Raw genomic sequence first — 18,969 nt, 5'->3', positions numbered from 1 at the left:
GGGATTTACACGCTAATCTGTCGCTGTTTTTCGCGTTAATTTGACGCTTTGGTTTTCTTGTACAACGGAACCGCAGAACAGGCCTCGCCATACATGATGCTCTTGGCCAGCGGTTGCAGGTATTGCGCGGCAAGCAAATACGCGCTCGTGGGCACCGGTTTGCGCGAACAACCCTTGATGATGACAGGCTTGTCTGCAAAAGGTGTGTAGTCGATGGTAGGAAGGATTTCCTGGTACAACGCCGTATCGATGTCCTCGGGTGTGCCGTTGACGATTCTCTTGGCAAATGGCGTCAAATGTACCGTCACCAAAATCGATGCCCACGCCGGCACGATGGCATCGGTCGAGCAATGCACGGCAACATAGGCATCCTGGTACTGCGTCCAATCGTGGTTTTTGAGCTGCTCGCGAAAATCCTTCTCGCGCAACAACAAGCCTTCGAAAAGCCATTGCGCGATGTCGACCTGGATGCGACGCCCGACCGGATAATAATCCTCGAGATCGAACACTTCGAGCGCCGAATTCGCGACGCGGTTGACGATTTCCCCTTCCATCACAGCATCCCAAGTTCAAGTTTGGCCTCTTCGCTCATCAAATCCTTGCTCCACGGCGGATCGAACGTGATCTCTACCTCGACATCCTTGACGTTGTCGATGCCCTTGACTTTTTCTTCGACTTCGCGCGGCAAACTCTCGGCCACGGGGCAGTTTGGCGAGGTAAGCGTCATCAGGATCTTGACCTCGTAATCGGTATTGACCATGACGTCGTAAATGAGCCCGAGTTCATAAATATCGACGGGAATCTCGGGGTCGTAAATTGTCTTGAGTTTCTTGACGATGGCCTCTCCGAGCGCATTGGTGTCTATTTCTTGTTCCATAATCAGTTGTTTTGTGAGTCGAACGCAAGTGCGTACATCTTGATTTGTTTGACCATCGATACGAGTCCGTTGGCGCGTGTGGGCGACAAATGTTCCCGGAGTCCGATTTGGTCGATGAATTGGGTGTCGGCGGCCAAAATATCGGCGGCCTTTTGGTGCGAGAACACGCGGATCAAGATCGCGATGATGCCTTTGGTGAGGATGGCGTCGGAATCGGCCGAAAAAACCACCTTGCCGTCCTGTTGTTCGCCGTGCAGCCACACCTTCGACTGGCAGCCCTTGATCAGGTTGGATTCGGTTTTGTATTGCTCTTGGATCACGGGCAGGGTTTTGCCCAAATCAATCACATACTGGTAGCGTTCGTCCCAGTCCTGCGGGTCGAACATCGCAAACTCGTCGACAATCTCGTCCTGTATTTCTTTGATGGTCATTTTTTTTCGGCTATGGCTACTAAATGGTTCACAAACGCGGCAATTTCTGCCGGTGGCGTACCGTGATCGAACACCGTGGATTGGTAGGTTTCGCCCTCGTACGTCACTTTGAGGTCGGCCATGGCGGCGCCGTCGTAAAACCGTTTCTCGGTGGGTGCTTTGAGGTTCGGGAAATCGTCCAGTTTGAGCTTGCCGAACTCCGCTACCAAAACCTTCCAATCGGCATCGGCAATCTTTGTGGTCTTACCTTGTTTGTCGTTGCGGTCGCGCGACACGGCCATCGATTGGTTTTTGATGGTAATGTGTTGGTAAAACCCGCGCGTGTTGGCCGTGTATTCGACCTCGGCGGTTTTGATCTGTTGTTCGTCTGCGCAACCTTTCCCAAGGAAAATGGTCAACAGCAGCATCGATAGTATTTTCATCGTTTCTATTTTTTAAGACAACATCGTCTTGGCTTTTTTGACGCCTTCGACGAGTCGGTCGATTTCTTCGGTGGTATTGTAAAACGAAAACGAGGCGCGCACCGTGCCGGGAATGTCAAAAAACTGCATCACCGGTTGCGCGCAATGGTGACCCGTTCTAACGGCGATGCCCATTTTGTCGAGGATGGCGCCGATGTCGTACGGATGGATCCCCGCTATGTTAAACGAAATCACCGACGTTTTTTGCGCCGAGGTGCCGTAAATCTTCAATCCTTCGATCCCGAGCAACTTTTGGGTGCCGTATTCGAGCAACATTTTTTCTTGCTTTTGGATATTTTCAAAACCGATGCCGTTCAAATAATCGATGGCCGTCCCCAGTACGATGCCGCCCGCGATGTTGGGCGTGCCTGCCTCGAATTTGTGCGGCAAATCGGCGTAGGTGGTTTTTTCGAACGTCACCTCCTTGATCATTTCGCCGCCGCCCATGTACGGTGGCAACCGGTTGAGCCATTGTTCCTTGCCATACAAAATACCGGTTCCGGTAGGCCCGCAAACCTTGTGACCTGAAAAAGCATAGAAGTCGCAGTCGAGCGCTTGCACATCGGGTTTGAGGTGCGGGGCCGCCTGCGCGCCGTCGATAAATACCGCCGCACCAAACTGGTGGGCTTTTGCGATCATCTCGGCGATGGGATTGATCGTGCCCAGCGCATTCGAGATGTGGTTGACGGTGACGAGTTTGGTTTTTTCCGAAAGTAACTTTTCGTATTCGGATTGGATCAGCGCGCCATTTTCATCCATCGGGATGACCTTTAACGCAGCACCCGTTTTCTCGCAAAGCATTTGCCAAGGCACGATGTTGCTGTGGTGTTCCATGGCCGACACCAGGATTTCGTCGCCCGGCTTTACCAACGATGTAAATCCGTGCGCGACCAGATTGACGCTTTGCGTGGTGCCCGAGGTGAACAGTATCTCGTGCGCGAATTCGGCATTGAGGTGGTGCTGGATTTTTTGCCGCGAGGCTTCGTAGGCATCGGTGGCCAACTGGCTCAGCGTGTGTACGCCGCGGTGGATGTTGGCATTGATTTCCTGGTAGTATTTAGCGATCGCGTCGATCACGACTTGCGGTTTTTGTGCCGTCGCGCCGTTGTCGAAATACACGAGCGGTTTGCCGTTTACCGTTTGGTTCAATATCGGGAAATCTTCGCGGATCTTTGAAAAGTCTGACATGGGTATTCTAAAATGCACCACAAAAGTACGAAAACCGCATCGTTAAACGCTTAATAATATGTTATTTGTTTGGGCGCGGTCAGTAGGTTTCGCTCGACCCGCCGCCGCTAAAACCGCCGCCGCCAAAAGGCATCCCGCCGGTATCGTTCGCCACGGGCTGCACGTTGATTTGCGCATTGACGATGACGGCCTGCGCATACAGCATCGTGTTCTTGTTGGAATGTCGGTCGGGTTCATACGTTATGCCCGATTCCTTGTGACGTAATTTTCGGATCAAACCATAGGCCAGGGCAAACAACAATACGCCGGCCAGTATCAGCGCCGCATCGGGCCGTAGCATGCCATAGTAGTGGCGTATCGTGAGTACCGAAGCCACGAGTGCCAGGCATCCGAGCCACAAAAGCGGCTTGTTTTTGGTCTTGACGCCGTACCACAAATACCCGATGGGCAAGCCAAAAGTCAACACATAAAAAACCCAAGCAAACGGGATGTCCTGACCGGGCAAGACGGCAAGCCCAAGCAAATCGACCGAGAGTTCGCGCACCACGAAATAGTTGACCGAGACATAGGCCAAAACCAACGCAAAAACCTGTACGCTGCACAATACATTTTTATAGAAAAGCATGCCGTCTTTGGCGCGAACAACGTAGTAAGACGCATACAACGCTATACCCAATAAGAGTCCGACAAAGGGCACATACAACTTCGAAAACAATTCCAGATCGAACGCCAAACACGCGAAAAACCCAGCGACGCCTACCATGCCCAACACCGTCGACAGCGTGTGGACGTAACGGATGGACGCAAAAACGCCCGTTATGGCCAAGGCCACAAAAGCAGCCGTCGCGCTTTCGGTATTCATGCCCACGGCGGTGGCGACCAACGTGACAAATCCGAGGATGAACGCGTCGTCGAGCCCATGTGCGAAGAAGTTTTGCCTGGCGAAAAATTCGCTGCCTGCCAAGCCCACGACTGCATAGAGCCAAAGCGCCCATTCATAGCGCTCCGAAAGAATCGCGAATACAAACAACGATGCCGCGCCCACCACCGACGAATACAACAGTGTACCCAACACAAAAAATCCGATACGTACCAGTAGGTTGTTGTGGGTTTTTAGCGTCGGTGTTTTGCTGTGCGCCGCGGCCAGTTGTTCACTGGTGATGAACCCGCCGTCGCAAAGTGTTTGGGCGCCTTCGAGGAAGAAGGTATTGGCGAGCAGTGTTTTATCGTAGGCGATCATCGTTCTTTTTGTTAAAGCGTTTGATGGCAAAAACGAACAACGTGATCGAGCCAATAAAATACAACGGCGCAGCCAAGATCAGCAATTCGCTAAAAAAATTCAAGCCGATAAAATCGATGGCTTTGAACATCAAAATATTCCATCCGATGTAGGCATAGACGAGCGCAAAAACAAACAGCGACAACGCGTCGATCGCATGGCTTTTTTTGTAAAAATAAAACGTTGCTGCGGCCAGGACGATGGCATATACCGGCCAAAAACCTTCGATAAGCCCGGCCACGCAACAAATCCCCAGCAGGTGCTGCGCAAAGGTGAGAAACACCAGGGCAAAGTGCTTTTTCAGCGCGGTGCGCTGGCTGTACTCGGTCCAACCCACAAGCAAAATGCCGAGTATAATCCCCGAAAAAAGCAACGCCGGATGGCCCAGGAAATCATTATCTAAAACCGTCTGTGGCGTGGCGGTAATGCCCACGGCCGCGGCGAGGGCCGTGGTGCCGATGGTCAACGCGCTGCGGTTGTCGAAATAATACGCCGATGCAAACGCCAGCGCGGCCGAAAGCAATGTGGGTACTTCGTGATAGGACCCGAACGAAGCGTACTGGTACTGCCAGTAGCCGATAAACGTAGTGCCCAAAATGGTCGCCAGCAACACCAGGTATTGGTACGCCGGATGGTCAAAATCTACTTCCTCCCGATGGAATCCTGTTGATTTCTTGAAGCAAAAGTAATAGCTCCCCGCGCACAACAACAGCAGTAAAACCAAGATTGCCGTGTGCCCGATGGTATCGATGTTTTCATAGATTAGAATGCCCGCCCCGGCCGTGAACAGCAAGACTGAAGCATAAAGCAACATCTGCAATTCATGGTGCAGCGAAAAAATGCCGAGCGACCGATAGGCCTTGACCTCGGCCAATTGTTGGCGGGAAATGACCGATTCATCCAGCAGCCGCTGCGCAACCGATTCCTGTTCTGCGTTCATTGGTTTTTTTGATGATGTGCAATCAAATATAATTGTTTTTGCATTGGGGCTGTAAAACGTAGGGATGTTTTTTTAATTTTACTACCGCTAACGTATTCACACCTATGAAAAAACGCCATTGGTTTGGTTTGATCGTGGTGGCCGCCTTGGGTGTGGTCGTCGGGGTCAATTATCCGAAGCTCGACCTGATTTCGGGGTTTGCAGCCAAGAGCGTCGCGACCGGGCATTTTGCCGATGGCCGTACGTTGCAGATGATCGAAGAAGGCGACAACGACATCCCGCTCGTGGATCTTGCGCTGAACAACATCGACGAAAAAAACAAATGGGCGACCGCATCGGTTTTTGGGTTGAACACGCGTAAGGCCATCTACCGCGAAGGTTTGGGCTCGGTGTTGGTAGACGACGATTTCGATACCACCAAGCCATACGCCATCCCCAAACGAACCAAAGGGCCTGTGGCCGCGTTTCCCTACGGCGACGCCGAGCCGCGCGATACTTTTTTTGACGAGGTCAATTACGGCCGTTTGCAAAAAGCGGTAGACGACGCTTTTGACCACAACGGCAACAAAACCAAAAGGACGCGCTCGGTACTGGTGGTGTACAAAGACAAAATCATTGCCGAAAAATACGATGCCGGTTTCAGTAAAAAATCGCGTATCCTGGGCTGGTCGATGACCAAGAGTTTAACGGCCACCTACTTTGGCATCCTGCAACACCAAAAAAAGTTCGACATTTTCAAACCCGCGCCCATATCGGAATGGCGCAAGGACCAACGCCGCAACATCACCACGAGTAATTTGCTGCGCATGAACAGCGGGCTCGAGTGGGACGAAAACTACGAAACCATCTCGGACGCGACCCAAATGTTGTTCCTGGCCAAAGACATGACGGCCGTACAACGCGACAAATGCCGTGCTTTTGCGCCCAACGAGCACTGGAATTATTCGTCGGGGACAACCAATCTGCTCTCGGGCATTTTGCGCAAACAATTCAAGACGCACCAGCAATACCTCGATTTTTGGTATGCGTCGCTGATCGACAAGATCGGGATGCACTCGATGTTTGTCGAGACCGACATGTCGGGCAATTTCGTGGGATCGTCCTATGGTTGGGCCACGACGCGCGATTGGGCTAAATTCGGACTGTTGTACCTGCACAAAGGCCAGTGGAAAAACGAACGCCTGTTCGACGAAAAATGGATCGACTATGTGACCACGCCGGCCAAGGGTTCAAACGACCATTACGGCGGCCATTTCTGGATCAACAAGGGTGGTTATTATCCCGATGCGCCGCGCGACCTGTATTCGGCCAATGGGTTTCAGGGGCAGCACGTGTTCATTGTTCCGTCTAAGGATTTGGTGATCGTGCGGATGGGATTAAAGGAAAACCCTGGGTTCGATTTCAACCACTTTTTGAAGGAAATCACCGGAAGTATCAAAAAAGTAAAAGCCTGATCACACCGACCAGGCTTTTTTATTTGTGGGATGCCCTAGCCCCGATGGAAGCGGTTATCCTTTTGCGGCCGCAGCGCAGCGGAGGCCGTAAAAGATAAAAGCGGACAGCGGGAAAAAGCTCCTAAAAATCGTTAATGAAAAACTCGTTTGTCTTTCGTCTTTCGTCTTTCGACTTACAAATCAAACCCCATGTTCACGCCCAATTTCATCGCAATGATCTTGGTGATGCGCTGTTTCAATTCCGGGATTTTAATGCTTTCGATGACTTCGTTCGAGAACGCGTACATGAGCAATGCCTTCGCCTCTTTTTGCGGAATCCCGCGCGATTGCATGTAAAACATCGCCTTGTCGTCGAGTTGGCCGATCGTGCAGCCGTGCGAACATTTGACGTCGTCGGCAAAGATTTCGAGCTGCGGCTTGGCGTTGATCGTGGCTTTGTCGCTGAGCAAAATGTTGTTGTTTTGCTGGAACGCGTCGGTTTTTTGGGCTTCTTTTTCGACGAAAATCTTGCCGTTGAACACGCCGGTCGAACGGTCGCCGAAAATCCCTTTGTAATTCTGGTGCGATTCGCAATTCGGCGTCGCGTGATGGACGAGCGTGTAGTGGTCTACGTGCTGCTTGCCCTCGATGATTGTAATGCCCTTGAGCGTCGAATCGATGCCTTCGCCTTCGTGGTAGAAATTGAGGTTGTTGCGCGTCAAATTCCCGCCAAACGAGAACGTGTGTACCGAAACGTGCGTTTGTTCCTTTTGCGAAATGTAGGTATTGTCTACGAGCGACGCTTCGAGGTTGTCGTTTTGGATCTTGTAATAATCGACGATAGCGCGTTTTCTTGCAAAAATCTCGGTCACCGAATTGGTGAGCACTGGATTGTCGTTGAGCGATTGGTGCCGCTCGATGATTTGCACGTGCGCGTTTTCGCCGACGATGATCAAATTGCGCGGCTGTACGAGCAATGCGGCCTCATTCCCGGTCGAAAAGTTGATGATTTCGATCGGTTTTTCGACGACTTTGCTTTTGGGGATGTTGATGTAGGCGCCTTCGAGTGCAAACGCGGTGTTGAGCGTGGTCAGGCTTTCGTCCTTGCTCGCGACTTTGTTGAAATACTCGTCGATGACCATTTTGTATTTGGGCTTGGTGAGCGCCGATGACATCAGGCAAACATCGAGTCCGTCGTGTGTCGTCGAAGACAAAAACGAACTGAATTTGCCGTCGATGAAAATGACTTTATACGTGTCGATTTCGTGCAGGAAATACTTCTTGACATCGGCGAAATCGACCGCGCCATCGGTCTTGGGGAACACGCTGAAATCGTTTTTCAAAATTGCACCCAGCGACGTGTATTTCCAGGCTTCTTCCTTTTTGGTCGGGAAGCCTTTGGTCTCGAAATTTTTGAGCGCAGACGTTCGAACGTCGTGCAGGTCGGAATGCACGTCGACGCTTTCTTCGAAGGCCATGAAGGAGGAGATGAGTTTTTCTTTTAGTTCCATTTTTTTATTGACGAAAGACTAATGACAAAAGTCGGAAGGACTTTTGGCCTGTGCCTTTGATAAAAATTTAATTAATCCAGCTATCAAACGTGATACATCTGTTACATTTTTGATGTGAATGCGAAAATCATCGTCCGAAATGTAGCCGAGGTCGTAAGCCAAATACAATTGCGAGCGTACTTCCCCTGATGATGCTTTGGCAACGAAAAGAAAATAGCAGAACTCATTATCTGTATTTCTTTCGAAGCCTTCAGCTATGTTCGAAGACACAGAAACTACTGCCCTCCGAATCTGTCGTTTCAAATCGAAATCTTTGTTGAATCCGTTATTTTGATCCGTCAGCAAATAAATTTGTTTGTTGAGTTCCCTGGCCTTCTGCCAAGCAACAATTTCTTCAAATGAATTGAATTTTTTCATGGCGTATAAATAATAATGTTGGCGTGTATATTGAAAAACTACTTTTGAACGCAGTCCTTCGTCATTTGTCTTTCAGACTTTCGTCTAATTTTCGTTCTTAATCCAATCGTAGCCTTTTTCCTCTAATTCATACGCGAGTTCTTTCCCGCCCGATTTGACGATTTTTCCGTTGTACAAAACGTGTACGAAATCCGGCACGATGTAATCCAAAAGCCTTTGGTAGTGCGTGATGACGATTACCGCGTTTTTGTCGCTTTTGAGTTTGTTGACGCCGTTGGCCACGATTCTCAATGCATCGATATCGAGACCTGAATCGGTTTCATCGAGGATGGCGAGTTTCGGGTCGAGCATCGCCATCTGGAAGATTTCGTTGCGTTTTTTCTCACCACCCGAAAATCCTTCGTTGAGCGATCTGGACATGAATTTGCGGTCGATTTCCAGAAGCTCCGACTTTTCACGGATCAATTTGAGCATTTCATTCGCCGGCATTTCCTCTAAACCTTTGGCTTTGCGCGATTCGTTGATGGCCGTTTTCATGAAGTTCGTCACCGATACGCCCGGGATTTCGACCGGGTATTGGAACGACAAAAACACGCCTTTGTGTGCGCGTTCTTCGGGCGCCAATTCGGATAAATCTTCGCCGTCGAGGATGACTTCGCCTTCGGTGACTTCATAGTTTTCGTTTCCGGCGATGACGGCCGAAAGCGTTGATTTTCCGGAGCCGTTCGGGCCCATGATGGCGTGGACTTCTCCGGCATTTACTGTGAGGTTGATGCCTTTGAGGATATCTTTGTCTTCTACTTTAGCGTGTAAATTCTTGATTTGTAACATTTTGAATTTGGAAATTTGAAAATTTGAAAATTTGGAAATGTGTCCCGTTAAAAATTCAAATTCGTTATGTTTTTGATGTGATTATTATTTTGTTGACTATTCTTGAAATGTTTTCTAATTGTTCCTTCAGTTCTTGCGTTGACGGATAATTTTCCGATAACTCGCACAATTCCAGCCAATAAAATGTTTCTTCTATTTCCTTGGCAGCGATTTTAAACTTATGGACAAAATCTTGTTTGCTCTCTGTGTTTTGCGCCTCTCTGATATTCGCTCCGATTGATGTTCCCGACTTTAGCAATTGATTGGCGATGACAAATTTTTTACCTTCTTGAAGTTCTTCTGAATATTTGATGATTTCCAGCGCAAACGCCAATGTTAATTTGACAATAATGTTGTCTTTGCGCTCCATTTTCAAATTTTCAAATTACCTCATTTTCAAATTAACCTACCGAGCCTTCAAGTGAAATCTCAAGCAACTTTTGCGCTTCCACCGCAAATTCCATCGGCAGTTTGTTGAGTACATCCTTGCTGAATCCGTTGACGATGAGCGCAATCGCTTTTTCGGTCGGGATGCCGCGCTGGTTGCAATAAAAAACCTGGTCTTCGCCGATTTTTGACGTCGTCGCTTCGTGTTCGATTTTTGCCGACGGGTTTTTCGATTCGATGTACGGGAATGTGTGCGCGCCGCAATTGTTGCCCATCAAGAGCGAATCGCATTGCGAAAAATTCCTTGCGTTTTCGGCTCTTGCTGAAATTTGAACCAATCCGCGGTAGCTGTTTTGCGATTTTCCGGCAGAAATCCCTTTCGAGATGATTGTTGATTTGGTGTTTTTGCCCAGGTGGACCATCTTGGTTCCGGTATCGGCTTGCTGGAAATTGTTGGTGACGGCAATCGAGTAGAATTCGCCCACCGAATTGTCGCCTTTCAACACGCAAGACGGATACTTCCACGTCACGGCTGAACCCGTTTCGACCTGCGTCCACGAAATTTTTGCGTTTTTCTCGCACAAGCCGCGCTTGGTCACGAAGTTGAATACGCCGCCCTTGCCTTCCTTATTACCCGGATACCAGTTTTGTACGGTCGAATACTTGATTTCGGCATCGTCGAGCGCGATAAGTTCGACAACGGCCGCGTGCAATTGGTTTTCGTCGCGGCTCGGTGCCGTACAGCCTTCGAGGTACGACACATAACTGCCTTCGTCGGCGATGACCAAAGTCCTTTCGAATTGGCCCGTACCGGCTTGGTTGATGCGGAAATACGTCGAGAGTTCCATCGGGCAACGTACGCCTTTCGGGATGTAGCAGAATGAACCGTCCGAAAATACGGCAGAATTCAAAGCCGCATAAAAATTGTCTTTTTGCGGCACGACCGATCCTATGTACTTCTGGACGAGCTCGGGATGTTCTTTGATCGCCTCTGAAATCGAGCAAAAAATGATGCCTTTTTCACTCAGCGTTTTCTTGAACGTGGTGGCCACCGAAACCGAATCCATTACGATGTCTACGGCCACGCCGGCCAAAACCTTTTGCTCGTCGAGCGAGATGCCGAGTTTTTTGAACGTTTCCAAAAGCTCGGGATCTACCTCGTCGAGGCTGTTGTATTTGGCTTTTTTCTTGGGTGCCGAATAGTACGAAATGGCCTGAAAGTCGGGCTTGTCGTAGTGTACGTTGGCCCACGTCGGCTCGGTCATTTCCTGCCACGCGCGGAACGCTTCGATACGCCAATCGGTCATCCACTGCGGTTCTTCCTTTTTTTGCGAAATCGCGCGGACGATGTCTTCGGAAAGTCCTACAGGAAACGTATCCGACTCGATGTCGGTGTAGAATCCGTACTCGTATTCTTTGTTTTCGAGTTCGATTTTGAGGTCGTCCTCGGTATATTTGTTTACTACTTTAGTCATAAGGTCATAAAGTCATAAAGTCATAAAGGCTTGGTATCTTAAAGTAATGTGTCGTTTTTTTGACGATTTCGCGCCTTTACGACTTTAAGACTCTGGCTTTTTTACGACTATAAAGAAAATGATTCCCCGCAACCGCAAGTCCTGCTCGCGTTCGGATTGTTGAACACAAAGCCCTTGCCGTTGAGACCACCCGAATATTCGAGGATGGTTCCCGCGAGGTACAAAAATGATTTTTTCTCGACCGCGATTTTTACGTCGTTGTCTTCGAAAATCTTGTCGTTTTCGCCTATCTGTTTGTCGAATTTGAGTTCGTACGAAAGTCCGCTGCAGCCGCCGCTTTTTACCCCCACGCGCACATAATCCTGGGTCGCATCAAAGCCGTCTTCCTTCATCATGTCGACGATTTTTTTGCTGGCCGAATCTGATACCTTGATCATCGTTATTTTTATTTTGTCTAAATGAACCGCAAAGATATGACAAATAAGGTTTTTTGCCGCATCAACTAACATTTTTATAACGGATGGTGACATAGGCGTTGGCTATTTGCGGATTTTACAATCGGGATTTTGTAAATTGCCGACAGATTTCCGGTGTTGACAGTTGCGTTAGGGATTGCAGCGAAAATCCTTTTTGTGGCGAAGTTTACGAGCCAAAAAAAGATTGCAGCGAAAAGCCCGACCCGCAGGGGAACGCCCACATTCAAAATTTAAAATTCAAAATTTAAAATCCCATGAAAATCTACCCGATCATGGCCGGCAACTTCAAGCTCGACGGCGGCGCGATGTTTGGCGTGGTGCCCAAGACACTTTGGAACAAAACCAATCCTGCCGACGAAAACAACCTCATCGACATCGCGGCGCGTTGCATGCTCATCGAAGACGGCAAGCGTTTGATTTTGATCGATACCGGAATGGGCAACAAACAATCGGAGAAATTTTTCGGGTACTATTCGCTTTGGGGCGACGATTCGATCGACAAATCGCTGGCCGCACACGGCTTTCACCGCGACGACGTAACCGATGTGTTCATGACGCACCTGCATTTTGACCACTGTGGCGGATCGGTGCAATGGAACAAGGACAGAACAGGCTATGAACCCGCTTTTAAAAATGCGAAATTCTGGAGCAACGACAACCACTGGGATTGGGCGACAAAACCCAATGCGCGCGAAAAGGCGTCGTTCCTGGCCGAGAATATTTTGCCGATGCAGGAATCCGGCCAGTTGGAGTTTATAGCCCGTCCGCAGGGCGATTTTTTGAAAAATTCGGAACTCGGTTTTTCGATTTTTTTCGCCGACGGACATACCGAAAAAATGATGATCCCGCAAATCGAATACCACGGCAAAACCATTTGTTTCATGGCCGATTTGCTGCCCACGGCCGGGCATTTACCACTACCGTATGTGATGGGTTACGATACGCGTCCGTTGTTGACTTTGCCCGAAAAAGCCAAGTTCCTGACCGAGGCCGCCGATAAGAATTACTACCTGTGGCTCGAACACGATGCGCACAACCAAATCATCACCGTCGAACACACTGAAAAAGGCGTTCGCGTCAAGGAAATCCTGAAGTGTAGCGACATCCTCTAAAAATTTTACCGGCTTGGTGTAACTAAAGATTTGGTTGTGCTACCTATGGATTAAACTTTATTGATATATCAATATTTTAATCCAAGTGTTATCTTTGCCAAAAACACACCCATGGAAAAATTAAATGACATTCTATTTTACAACATCGACAAAGCCATCCGCACGTACCGCAATTACGCGCAAAAACGACTGCGCGAACACGGTTACAAGATTACCATCGACCAATGGCTGACGATTAAGGCGATACTCGAGAACCCCGGCATCACGCAACAAGACCTGGCCGAGAAGATCTTTAAAGACAACGCCTCGGTCACGCGCATCATCGAAATCCTTGTGCAATCGGGCTATTTGCACCGCGAAGTCAACCCGGCCGATAGGCGCAAAACCATTTTATCGGTCACCGATGAAGGGCTTTCGATCATCGAAAAAGTACAAAACCTGGTGCTCGAAAACAGGCAGGTCGCGCTTACTGGCATCGTCGCATCCGATATCGAAACGGCCAACAACGTACTTCTAAAAATCATCAAAAATTCCAGATAAATCATCCGGGACGCGGCGGGACAAATCAACCCGCGACAACGCGAAACGGACCAATCAAAAAACGAATCATGTTACGCATCATCAATCACTTAACGACCTGGTTGTTGTTGGCATTTGCCACACTGGCCTCGGCCCAGGCCGACAAAATCACCATTTCCGGACAGTTTCAGTCTGGCGACAACCTGAAAGACGCCATTGTCTATCTGAAAAATGCGGCCGACCAATCTTTGGCCAAAACCGAAATCCTCGAGCCCGACGGCCGGTTTGCATTCACGAATGTCAACCCCGGACGCTACGCCGTATTAATGACGCAAAACGGCAACACGCGTTTTTCGGGCGAACCTTTCGAGGCAACTGCCGACCTCAACCTGGGCATGCTCATCGTATCGGCCGCGCAACAGCTCAACGAGGTAACCGTCACCAAGCCGCAGCAATACATCGAACGCAAAGACGGCAAGACGATTCTCAATGTCGAGAACAGCATCGCCGCGGCGGGCTCGTCGGCTTTCGAGGTGCTCGAACGGGCGCCGGGTGTGAACGTCGATGCCAACGACAACATCTCGTTGCGCGGACGCGGCGGCATCCTGGTGCAAATCGACGGCAAGCTCACGCCCATGACCGGATCGAATCTGGCGAATTACTTGCGCGGGATTCCATCGGGATCGGTAGAGAAAATCGAGTTCATCACCAATCCTTCGAGCAAGTACGATGCGGCGGGCACGTCCATCATCAACATCAAGATGAAAAAGGACAAGCGGCGCGGCACCAACGGCACGCTCACCAGCTCGCTCGGGCACGGCCGCTACATCAAAAACAACAACAACCTGAGCCTGAACCACCGCAACAAAGATGTCAACGTTTTTGGCAACTACAGTTTTGCGTACCGCGAAGGATTCAACGATTTGCAGCTCAACCGAAAATTCTATGACGGCCCGGTATTTACGGGTGCATTCGACCAGGACAACTACCTCAAGATGACGTTCCGCAACCACATTGCGCGCGCCGGTGCCGACTATCGCATCAACGAGCAACACACGGTGGGCGTTTTGGTAAGCGGCGTAAGCAACAAATTCAACCCGACGGGCAACAATTTTTCGGATGTATACGACGATGCCGCCGAGCGCGTGTCCTACTTTCGCACGCAAAGCCATAACCGCGACCGTTGGCGCAACTATTCTGCCAACCTCAACTACAAATGGACCATCGACACCACGGGCACCGAATTCACGACCGATTTGGACTATGCGAGCTACAGGAACCGATCTGACCAGAATTTCGACATCCACTACGGCAATTACGACGGGTCGGCGGCGCCGCTTCCGTATCGCTTGCACGGCGATTTGCACGGCGGGCTCGACATTTATGCGGTAAAAAGCGATTTCGTGAAACACCTGGGCAAAACCAAATTCGAGACGGGCATCAAGTCGAGCTATGTCAAGGCCGACAACGATTTGCGGTACTTTGACCGTTCGTCGGGCTTAGACACGTACGACCCAACCAAGAGCAACCATTTCATCTACAAGGAAAACATCAATGCGGCCTATGTCAACGCGGCGCGCGAATTTGGGAAATGGAGTGTGCAGCTCGGGTTGCGTTTGGAAAACACCAACATCTCGGGCGATCAACTGGCCGACGGTCGATCGTTTGACGATTCCTATACGCAACTTTTTCCGAGTGCGCTCATTTCGTACGCGTTGCATCCGAAACACAGCCTCGACTTGAATTACAGCCGACGCATCCAACGGCCGGGGTACGACCAGCTCAACCCGTTTCGCTTTTACATCGACCATACGACGTACAAAGAGGGCAATCCGTATTTGATTGCGCAAACGACACATTCTTTCGAACTCACGCACGCCTTTAACCAAAAGATCTTTACAACGTTGAGTTTTACGCGTACTTCCGACAACATCACCGATACCGTTTCGCCATCGATGACCGAGCCGCAAGTGACCGTGCAAAGCGTGAACAACCTCGATTCGGTGGATGTTTTTGGGTTGTATTTTATAGTGCCCGTCAACGTGACCAAGTGGTGGGACACGACCAACAACGTCAACCTGTACACGGCCAAATACAACGGCAACGTGTCGAATACGCAGCTGACCAATGCGGGAAATTTTACGTGGAACGTATCGACGACCAACAATTTCAAACTGGGCCATGGCTTTTTTGCCGAACTCGGCGGCGAATACCGCGCGCGCGAACGTTATGCGTTCGACCACATCGAACCGATCTGGTTCATGAACGCCGGACTGCAAAAAAAAATCGAGAACAAAAGCACGCTCAAGCTGGCCATGACCGATATTTTTGGGACCAATGCGATCCGCGCGCACTTAAATTATACCGGATATGAGGAACATTTTGACGTTCGGCGCGACACACAGGTCATCACGCTGTCGTACACCTACCATTTTGGGAAGGGCAACGGCCAGCAGCGCAGGCGTTCGGGCGGTGCCGACGACATCAAGCAACGCGCCGGCGGATCTAACGGATAATTTTTGAATGATGAAACGGATACTTCTTCTACTCTGCGCAACAATCTGCTATGGTGTGGTTTGCGCACAAATGCCCGCGCGCAAGGCGTTGATGGGCATGCAAGGCAAACCGGCAAGTGGCGGCATCGCGATCGACACCGTGTATCCAAAGGCGACGATGGCCGCGCTCAAATTGCGCAAAGGCGACATAATCCTGTCGATCGATCAAAAGCCCACGCCCTCGCTCGAAGCTTATGGCCAAGTGGCGGGATCTATCCGCGGCGGCGAAAAAATAACGGTCGACTACCTGCGCGACGGAAAACGGAAAACGGCCACGGGCAAGGCCATCATGCGTCCGTATGAAACGTCGGACAAGGCCGAGGTGTTGTACGACTGGGTTCCGTTCAAAAGCGGCCAATTGCGCTCGATTACCTACAAACCAAAAGGAAAAACAAACGTACCGTGCATCCTGCTTATCCCGGGTTACGGCTGCGGCAGCATAGAAAACTACAGCAAAAGCTATAACGGCAGGTTGATTGATGATTGGCTTATCAATGGCTTTGCTGTAGTGACTATCGAAAAATCGGGGTTGGGCGACAGTTTTGGCTGCGCGCCATGCTCGGAGGTCGACATCCAGACCGATATCGACAGTTTTGATGCGGGCTATCGGTACATGGAAAATTTACCGTTTGTAGACAAAAACAAATTGTTCATCTGGGGCCATTCGATGGGCGGTACGATTGCGCCCGAAATCGCCAAAAAATACAACCCAAGGGGCGTAATGGTTTTTGGTTGTGTGTTTCGTCCGTGGAGCGAATTTTTGCTCGAGATGCACCGCGTACAGAAACCGCTGCTCGAGAATTTGACGCTCACACAAACCGAAGATTTTACGCGTACGATCCAAAAAATCTACTATGAGTTTTTCGTACTCAAAAAATTGCCCGAACAACTCGTGAAAATTCCCGAGTACAAAGACCTTGTTATCTCGGAGCTCGGCTACAAACCCACCAGCAACGACATGTGGGGGCGCCACTGGAAATTCTGGCAGCAGATCGACTCGCTCGATATGGCGCGCAGCTGGGCCGCTGTCAAATGCCCTGTGCTGGTCATACACGGCGGAACCGATTACGAGCAATGTTCGCTTGTAGAGCCGATGATGATCGAAAAAACCGTCAACGAAGCGTATCCCGGCCATGCCCAATGGATTACGATCCCAGACCTCGACCATTTTATGATGACCAGCAAGGATTGGCCCGAGGCCGTCAAAAATTTTCGCGACGCCCAGTACGCCAAGGGAAACTACAACAAAAAACTGTCGGCGCAAACGGTGCAATGGTTGCAATCGCAACGGTGACGGCCACTTGGCGGGCGCGCACAAATAATTGTTAATAAAAGTATGATTTGTAACAAAGTCGGGTTATTTTTGACCAATCCAAAAAATAATCCTGATGCACTGTAAACCTATTTTCCTCACAGCCTTTGCTTTGGCTGTCCTCAGCGGATGCGGATCGTCTAAAATGATCGCCACCGCGCCCGAGAACATCGATAAAGTCCCGCTTAAGATCACGCCGCTCAAGGACGCCGATTTGATGCGTTGGAGCCACCTCGATTTAATCAAGGACACCGTGCCGGGCATGAGCGTCGACAAGGCCTATAAGGAAATCATCAAAGGAAAAAAGGGCGCCAAAGTGATTGTGGGCGTCATCGATTCTGGGGTCGACATCGACCACGAGGATTTGAAAGGCGTCATCTGGACCAACCCGAAAGAGATTGCGGGCAATGGCATAGACGACGACAAGAACGGCTACATCGACGACATCCACGGATGGAATTTTCTGGGCGATTCGGGCAACGAGACGCTCGAAATGACACGTATCGTCAAAAAAGGTGATGTCAATTCGGCCGATTACAAAAAGGCGCGCACCGAACTCGAAAAGAAACTCCAGGAAGCGCAAGGCAACAAACAGCAAGTCGATTTCATCTTCAAGGCCAACCAAACCGTGGCCACGCACCTCAAGAAAACCGACTACACGCTCGACGAGGTCAAGGCCATCACCACCACCGACCCGATGCTCAACCAAAGCAAACAGGTCATGATGAGTGTGATTTCGCAAACCGGCCCGGACTTTAACAGCGAGCTCAACGAGTACAAAAACCAGGTGTACGACCAGCTCAACTACAACCTCAACATCGAGTTCGACGGACGCAAGGTCGTGGGCGACAACCCCGACGACATCAACGATAAAAAATACGGCAACAACACCGTGTATGGCCCCGACAAGAAAGACGTCGTACACGGCACGCACGTGGCGGGCATCATCGCACAGGTACGCGGCAACAACAAAGGCGGCGACGGCGTGGCCAACAATGTGCAAATCCAGGTGGTTCGTGCGGTCCCGAACGGCGACGAATACGACAAAGACATCGCGTTGGGCATCCGCTACTGCGTAGACAATGGTGCCAAGGTCATCAACGGCAGTTTCGGAAAATCGTTCTCACCGCACAAACAATGGGTGTACGATGCCATCAAATATGCCGAGAGCAAGGATGTTTTGATCGTACACGCGGCAGGCAACGATGGGCTCGACATCGACATCGCCGAAAACGAAAACTACCCGAACGACTCGACCGACGGCAAGACCGAGATCGCGAACAACTTTTTGAGCGTCGGCGCACTCAACGTGACCTATGGATCGGGCATGGTGGCCGGATTCTCGAACTATGGTTCGAACAACGTAGATGTGTTTGCCCCGGGCGCCAAGATCTATGCGACCGTGCCGAACAACAAATACAAATACGAACAGGGCACTTCGATGGCCTCGCCGAATGCGGCAGGTGTCGCGGCGCTCATCCGTTCGCACTATCCGGATCTGACGGCCGCGCAAGTCAAAAAAATCCTGATGGATTCGGGCTTGCCGATCACCACCGTCGTGACTTTGGGCGAAAACGGCGAGAAAAGACCGTTCACCAATGCATCCAAATCGGGCAAGATCGTCAACGCCTACAACGCGATGATCATGGCCGCGCAAATGTCGAAAAAGAAATAATTTTTGTATAGAATCATACGGGGAAGGGCCAAAATCCTTCCCTTTTTTTAT

19 protein-coding genes are annotated in these 18,969 nt (G+C 50.2%); 6 read left to right on the top strand and 13 right to left on the bottom strand.

Annotated features, from left to right (window positions below):
* Window positions 1–35: 35 nt before the first annotated feature.
* From BLP55_RS12890 to BLP55_RS12860, 7 genes are all read right to left on the bottom strand, one after another.
* Window positions 36–554: a DUF2480 family protein gene (locus BLP55_RS12890; protein WP_091144981.1), complete on the bottom strand. Its 519-nt coding sequence runs from the start codon at window positions 552–554 to the stop codon at window positions 36–38.
* On the bottom strand, window positions 554–877 hold the full coding sequence (locus BLP55_RS12885; RefSeq protein ID WP_091144977.1) for an SUF system Fe-S cluster assembly protein: 324 nt from the start codon (window positions 875–877) through the stop codon (window positions 554–556). The genes BLP55_RS12890 and BLP55_RS12885 overlap by 1 nt, the downstream gene beginning before the upstream one ends.
* 2 nt (window positions 878–879) lie before the next feature.
* Window positions 880–1,308, bottom strand: a complete 429-nt coding sequence (locus BLP55_RS12880) for a SufE family protein (protein WP_091144972.1) — start codon at window positions 1,306–1,308, stop codon at window positions 880–882.
* Window positions 1,305–1,730 (bottom strand): hypothetical protein, encoded by a 426-nt coding sequence (locus BLP55_RS12875; RefSeq protein ID WP_091144969.1) that lies wholly within the window; start codon window positions 1,728–1,730, stop codon window positions 1,305–1,307. Before BLP55_RS12875 ends, BLP55_RS12880 begins: the two co-directional genes overlap by 4 nt.
* Before the next feature lie 12 nt (window positions 1,731–1,742).
* Window positions 1,743–2,957: an aminotransferase class V-fold PLP-dependent enzyme gene (locus tag BLP55_RS12870; protein ID WP_091144966.1), complete on the bottom strand. Its 1,215-nt coding sequence runs from the start codon at window positions 2,955–2,957 to the stop codon at window positions 1,743–1,745.
* 79 nt (window positions 2,958–3,036) lie between these two features.
* On the bottom strand, window positions 3,037–4,197 hold the full coding sequence (locus tag BLP55_RS12865; RefSeq protein ID WP_091144963.1) for a hypothetical protein: 1,161 nt from the start codon (window positions 4,195–4,197) through the stop codon (window positions 3,037–3,039).
* Window positions 4,181–5,176: a DUF2157 domain-containing protein gene (locus BLP55_RS12860; RefSeq protein WP_091144959.1), complete on the bottom strand. Its 996-nt coding sequence runs from the start codon at window positions 5,174–5,176 to the stop codon at window positions 4,181–4,183. The genes BLP55_RS12865 and BLP55_RS12860 overlap by 17 nt, the downstream gene beginning before the upstream one ends.
* 104 nt (window positions 5,177–5,280) lie before the next feature.
* Here BLP55_RS12860 and BLP55_RS12855 point away from each other — a divergent pair, with 104 nt between their 5' ends.
* Complete coding sequence (locus BLP55_RS12855) at window positions 5,281–6,630, top strand: serine hydrolase domain-containing protein (RefSeq protein ID WP_091144956.1); 1,350 nt, start codon at window positions 5,281–5,283, stop codon at window positions 6,628–6,630.
* A gap of 173 nt (window positions 6,631–6,803) precedes the next feature.
* Here BLP55_RS12855 and sufD read toward each other — a convergent pair whose 3' ends face one another.
* From sufD to BLP55_RS12825, 6 genes are all read right to left on the bottom strand, one after another.
* On the bottom strand, window positions 6,804–8,120 hold the full coding sequence (gene sufD / locus BLP55_RS12850) for a Fe-S cluster assembly protein SufD (protein WP_091144952.1): 1,317 nt from the start codon (window positions 8,118–8,120) through the stop codon (window positions 6,804–6,806).
* An 18-nt stretch (window positions 8,121–8,138) separates the two neighbouring features.
* Window positions 8,139–8,537, bottom strand: coding sequence for a four helix bundle protein (locus BLP55_RS12845; protein ID WP_091144949.1), 399 nt, complete (start codon window positions 8,535–8,537; stop codon window positions 8,139–8,141).
* An 84-nt stretch (window positions 8,538–8,621) separates the two neighbouring features.
* A complete protein-coding gene (gene sufC / locus BLP55_RS12840; RefSeq protein ID WP_091144945.1) occupies window positions 8,622–9,368 on the bottom strand; it encodes a Fe-S cluster assembly ATPase SufC in 747 nt (248 codons plus the stop codon).
* Between the two features lie 64 nt (window positions 9,369–9,432).
* The gene (locus BLP55_RS12835) at window positions 9,433–9,777 is read right to left on the bottom strand and encodes a four helix bundle protein (protein WP_091144941.1); all 345 of its coding nucleotides are present in this window, start codon (window positions 9,775–9,777) and stop codon (window positions 9,433–9,435) included.
* A 31-nt stretch (window positions 9,778–9,808) separates the two neighbouring features.
* A complete protein-coding gene (sufB, locus tag BLP55_RS12830) occupies window positions 9,809–11,269 on the bottom strand; it encodes a Fe-S cluster assembly protein SufB (RefSeq protein WP_091144938.1) in 1,461 nt (486 codons plus the stop codon).
* Between the two features lie 107 nt (window positions 11,270–11,376).
* The gene (locus BLP55_RS12825; protein WP_091144934.1) at window positions 11,377–11,706 is read right to left on the bottom strand and encodes a HesB/IscA family protein; all 330 of its coding nucleotides are present in this window, start codon (window positions 11,704–11,706) and stop codon (window positions 11,377–11,379) included.
* Window positions 11,707–11,999: 293 nt separating this feature from the next.
* Here BLP55_RS12825 and BLP55_RS12820 point away from each other — a divergent pair, with 293 nt between their 5' ends.
* The 5 genes from BLP55_RS12820 to BLP55_RS12800 all read left to right on the top strand — a co-directional run bounded on the left by BLP55_RS12820 (window position 12,000) and on the right by BLP55_RS12800 (window position 18,918).
* Window positions 12,000–12,857, top strand: coding sequence for an MBL fold metallo-hydrolase (locus tag BLP55_RS12820; RefSeq protein WP_091144931.1), 858 nt, complete (start codon window positions 12,000–12,002; stop codon window positions 12,855–12,857).
* A 111-nt stretch (window positions 12,858–12,968) separates the two neighbouring features.
* A complete protein-coding gene (locus BLP55_RS12815; protein WP_091144927.1) occupies window positions 12,969–13,397 on the top strand; it encodes a MarR family winged helix-turn-helix transcriptional regulator in 429 nt (142 codons plus the stop codon).
* Window positions 13,398–13,465: 68 nt separating this feature from the next.
* Entirely contained in the window at window positions 13,466–15,892 is a 2,427-nt protein-coding gene (locus BLP55_RS12810; RefSeq protein WP_091144923.1) for a TonB-dependent receptor domain-containing protein, read from the top strand.
* Between the two features lie 10 nt (window positions 15,893–15,902).
* Window positions 15,903–17,225 carry an alpha/beta fold hydrolase gene (locus BLP55_RS12805; RefSeq protein ID WP_170826867.1) on the top strand — a complete coding sequence of 441 codons (1,323 nt, stop codon included), beginning with the start codon at window positions 15,903–15,905 and terminating at the stop codon, window positions 17,223–17,225.
* Between the two features lie 91 nt (window positions 17,226–17,316).
* On the top strand, window positions 17,317–18,918 hold the full coding sequence (locus BLP55_RS12800) for a S8 family peptidase (RefSeq protein WP_091144917.1): 1,602 nt from the start codon (window positions 17,317–17,319) through the stop codon (window positions 18,916–18,918).
* Window positions 18,919–18,969 lie beyond the last annotated feature (51 nt).

Origin of the sequence: Flavobacterium caeni (assembly GCF_900101895.1) — a bacterium.
GTDB lineage: Bacteria > Bacteroidota > Bacteroidia > Flavobacteriales > Flavobacteriaceae > Flavobacterium > Flavobacterium caeni.
The sequence above is the reverse complement of the archived record's forward strand: the minus strand, read 5'-3'. Positions and strand labels throughout refer to the sequence as shown.

Coding starts and splice junctions, on each gene's coding strand:
- BLP55_RS12890 (WP_091144981.1), bottom strand. CDS start 554: ATGGAAGGGGAAATCGTCAACCGCGTCGCGAATTCGGCGCTCGAAGTG.
- BLP55_RS12885 (WP_091144977.1), bottom strand. CDS start 877: ATGGAACAAGAAATAGACACCAATGCGCTCGGAGAGGCCATCGTCAAG.
- BLP55_RS12880 (WP_091144972.1), bottom strand. CDS start 1,308: ATGACCATCAAAGAAATACAGGACGAGATTGTCGACGAGTTTGCGATG.
- BLP55_RS12875 (WP_091144969.1), bottom strand. CDS start 1,730: ATGAAAATACTATCGATGCTGCTGTTGACCATTTTCCTTGGGAAAGGT.
- BLP55_RS12870 (WP_091144966.1), bottom strand. CDS start 2,957: ATGTCAGACTTTTCAAAGATCCGCGAAGATTTCCCGATATTGAACCAA.
- BLP55_RS12865 (WP_091144963.1), bottom strand. CDS start 4,197: ATGATCGCCTACGATAAAACACTGCTCGCCAATACCTTCTTCCTCGAA.
- BLP55_RS12860 (WP_091144959.1), bottom strand. CDS start 5,176: ATGAACGCAGAACAGGAATCGGTTGCGCAGCGGCTGCTGGATGAATCG.
- BLP55_RS12855 (WP_091144956.1), top strand. CDS start 5,281: ATGAAAAAACGCCATTGGTTTGGTTTGATCGTGGTGGCCGCCTTGGGT.
- sufD (WP_091144952.1), bottom strand. CDS start 8,120: ATGGAACTAAAAGAAAAACTCATCTCCTCCTTCATGGCCTTCGAAGAA.
- BLP55_RS12845 (WP_091144949.1), bottom strand. CDS start 8,537: ATGAAAAAATTCAATTCATTTGAAGAAATTGTTGCTTGGCAGAAGGCC.
- sufC (WP_091144945.1), bottom strand. CDS start 9,368: ATGTTACAAATCAAGAATTTACACGCTAAAGTAGAAGACAAAGATATC.
- BLP55_RS12835 (WP_091144941.1), bottom strand. CDS start 9,777: ATGGAGCGCAAAGACAACATTATTGTCAAATTAACATTGGCGTTTGCG.
- sufB (WP_091144938.1), bottom strand. CDS start 11,269: ATGACTAAAGTAGTAAACAAATATACCGAGGACGACCTCAAAATCGAA.
- BLP55_RS12825 (WP_091144934.1), bottom strand. CDS start 11,706: ATGATCAAGGTATCAGATTCGGCCAGCAAAAAAATCGTCGACATGATG.
- BLP55_RS12820 (WP_091144931.1), top strand. CDS start 12,000: ATGAAAATCTACCCGATCATGGCCGGCAACTTCAAGCTCGACGGCGGC.
- BLP55_RS12815 (WP_091144927.1), top strand. CDS start 12,969: ATGGAAAAATTAAATGACATTCTATTTTACAACATCGACAAAGCCATC.
- BLP55_RS12810 (WP_091144923.1), top strand. CDS start 13,466: ATGTTACGCATCATCAATCACTTAACGACCTGGTTGTTGTTGGCATTT.
- BLP55_RS12805 (WP_170826867.1), top strand. CDS start 15,903: ATGAAACGGATACTTCTTCTACTCTGCGCAACAATCTGCTATGGTGTG.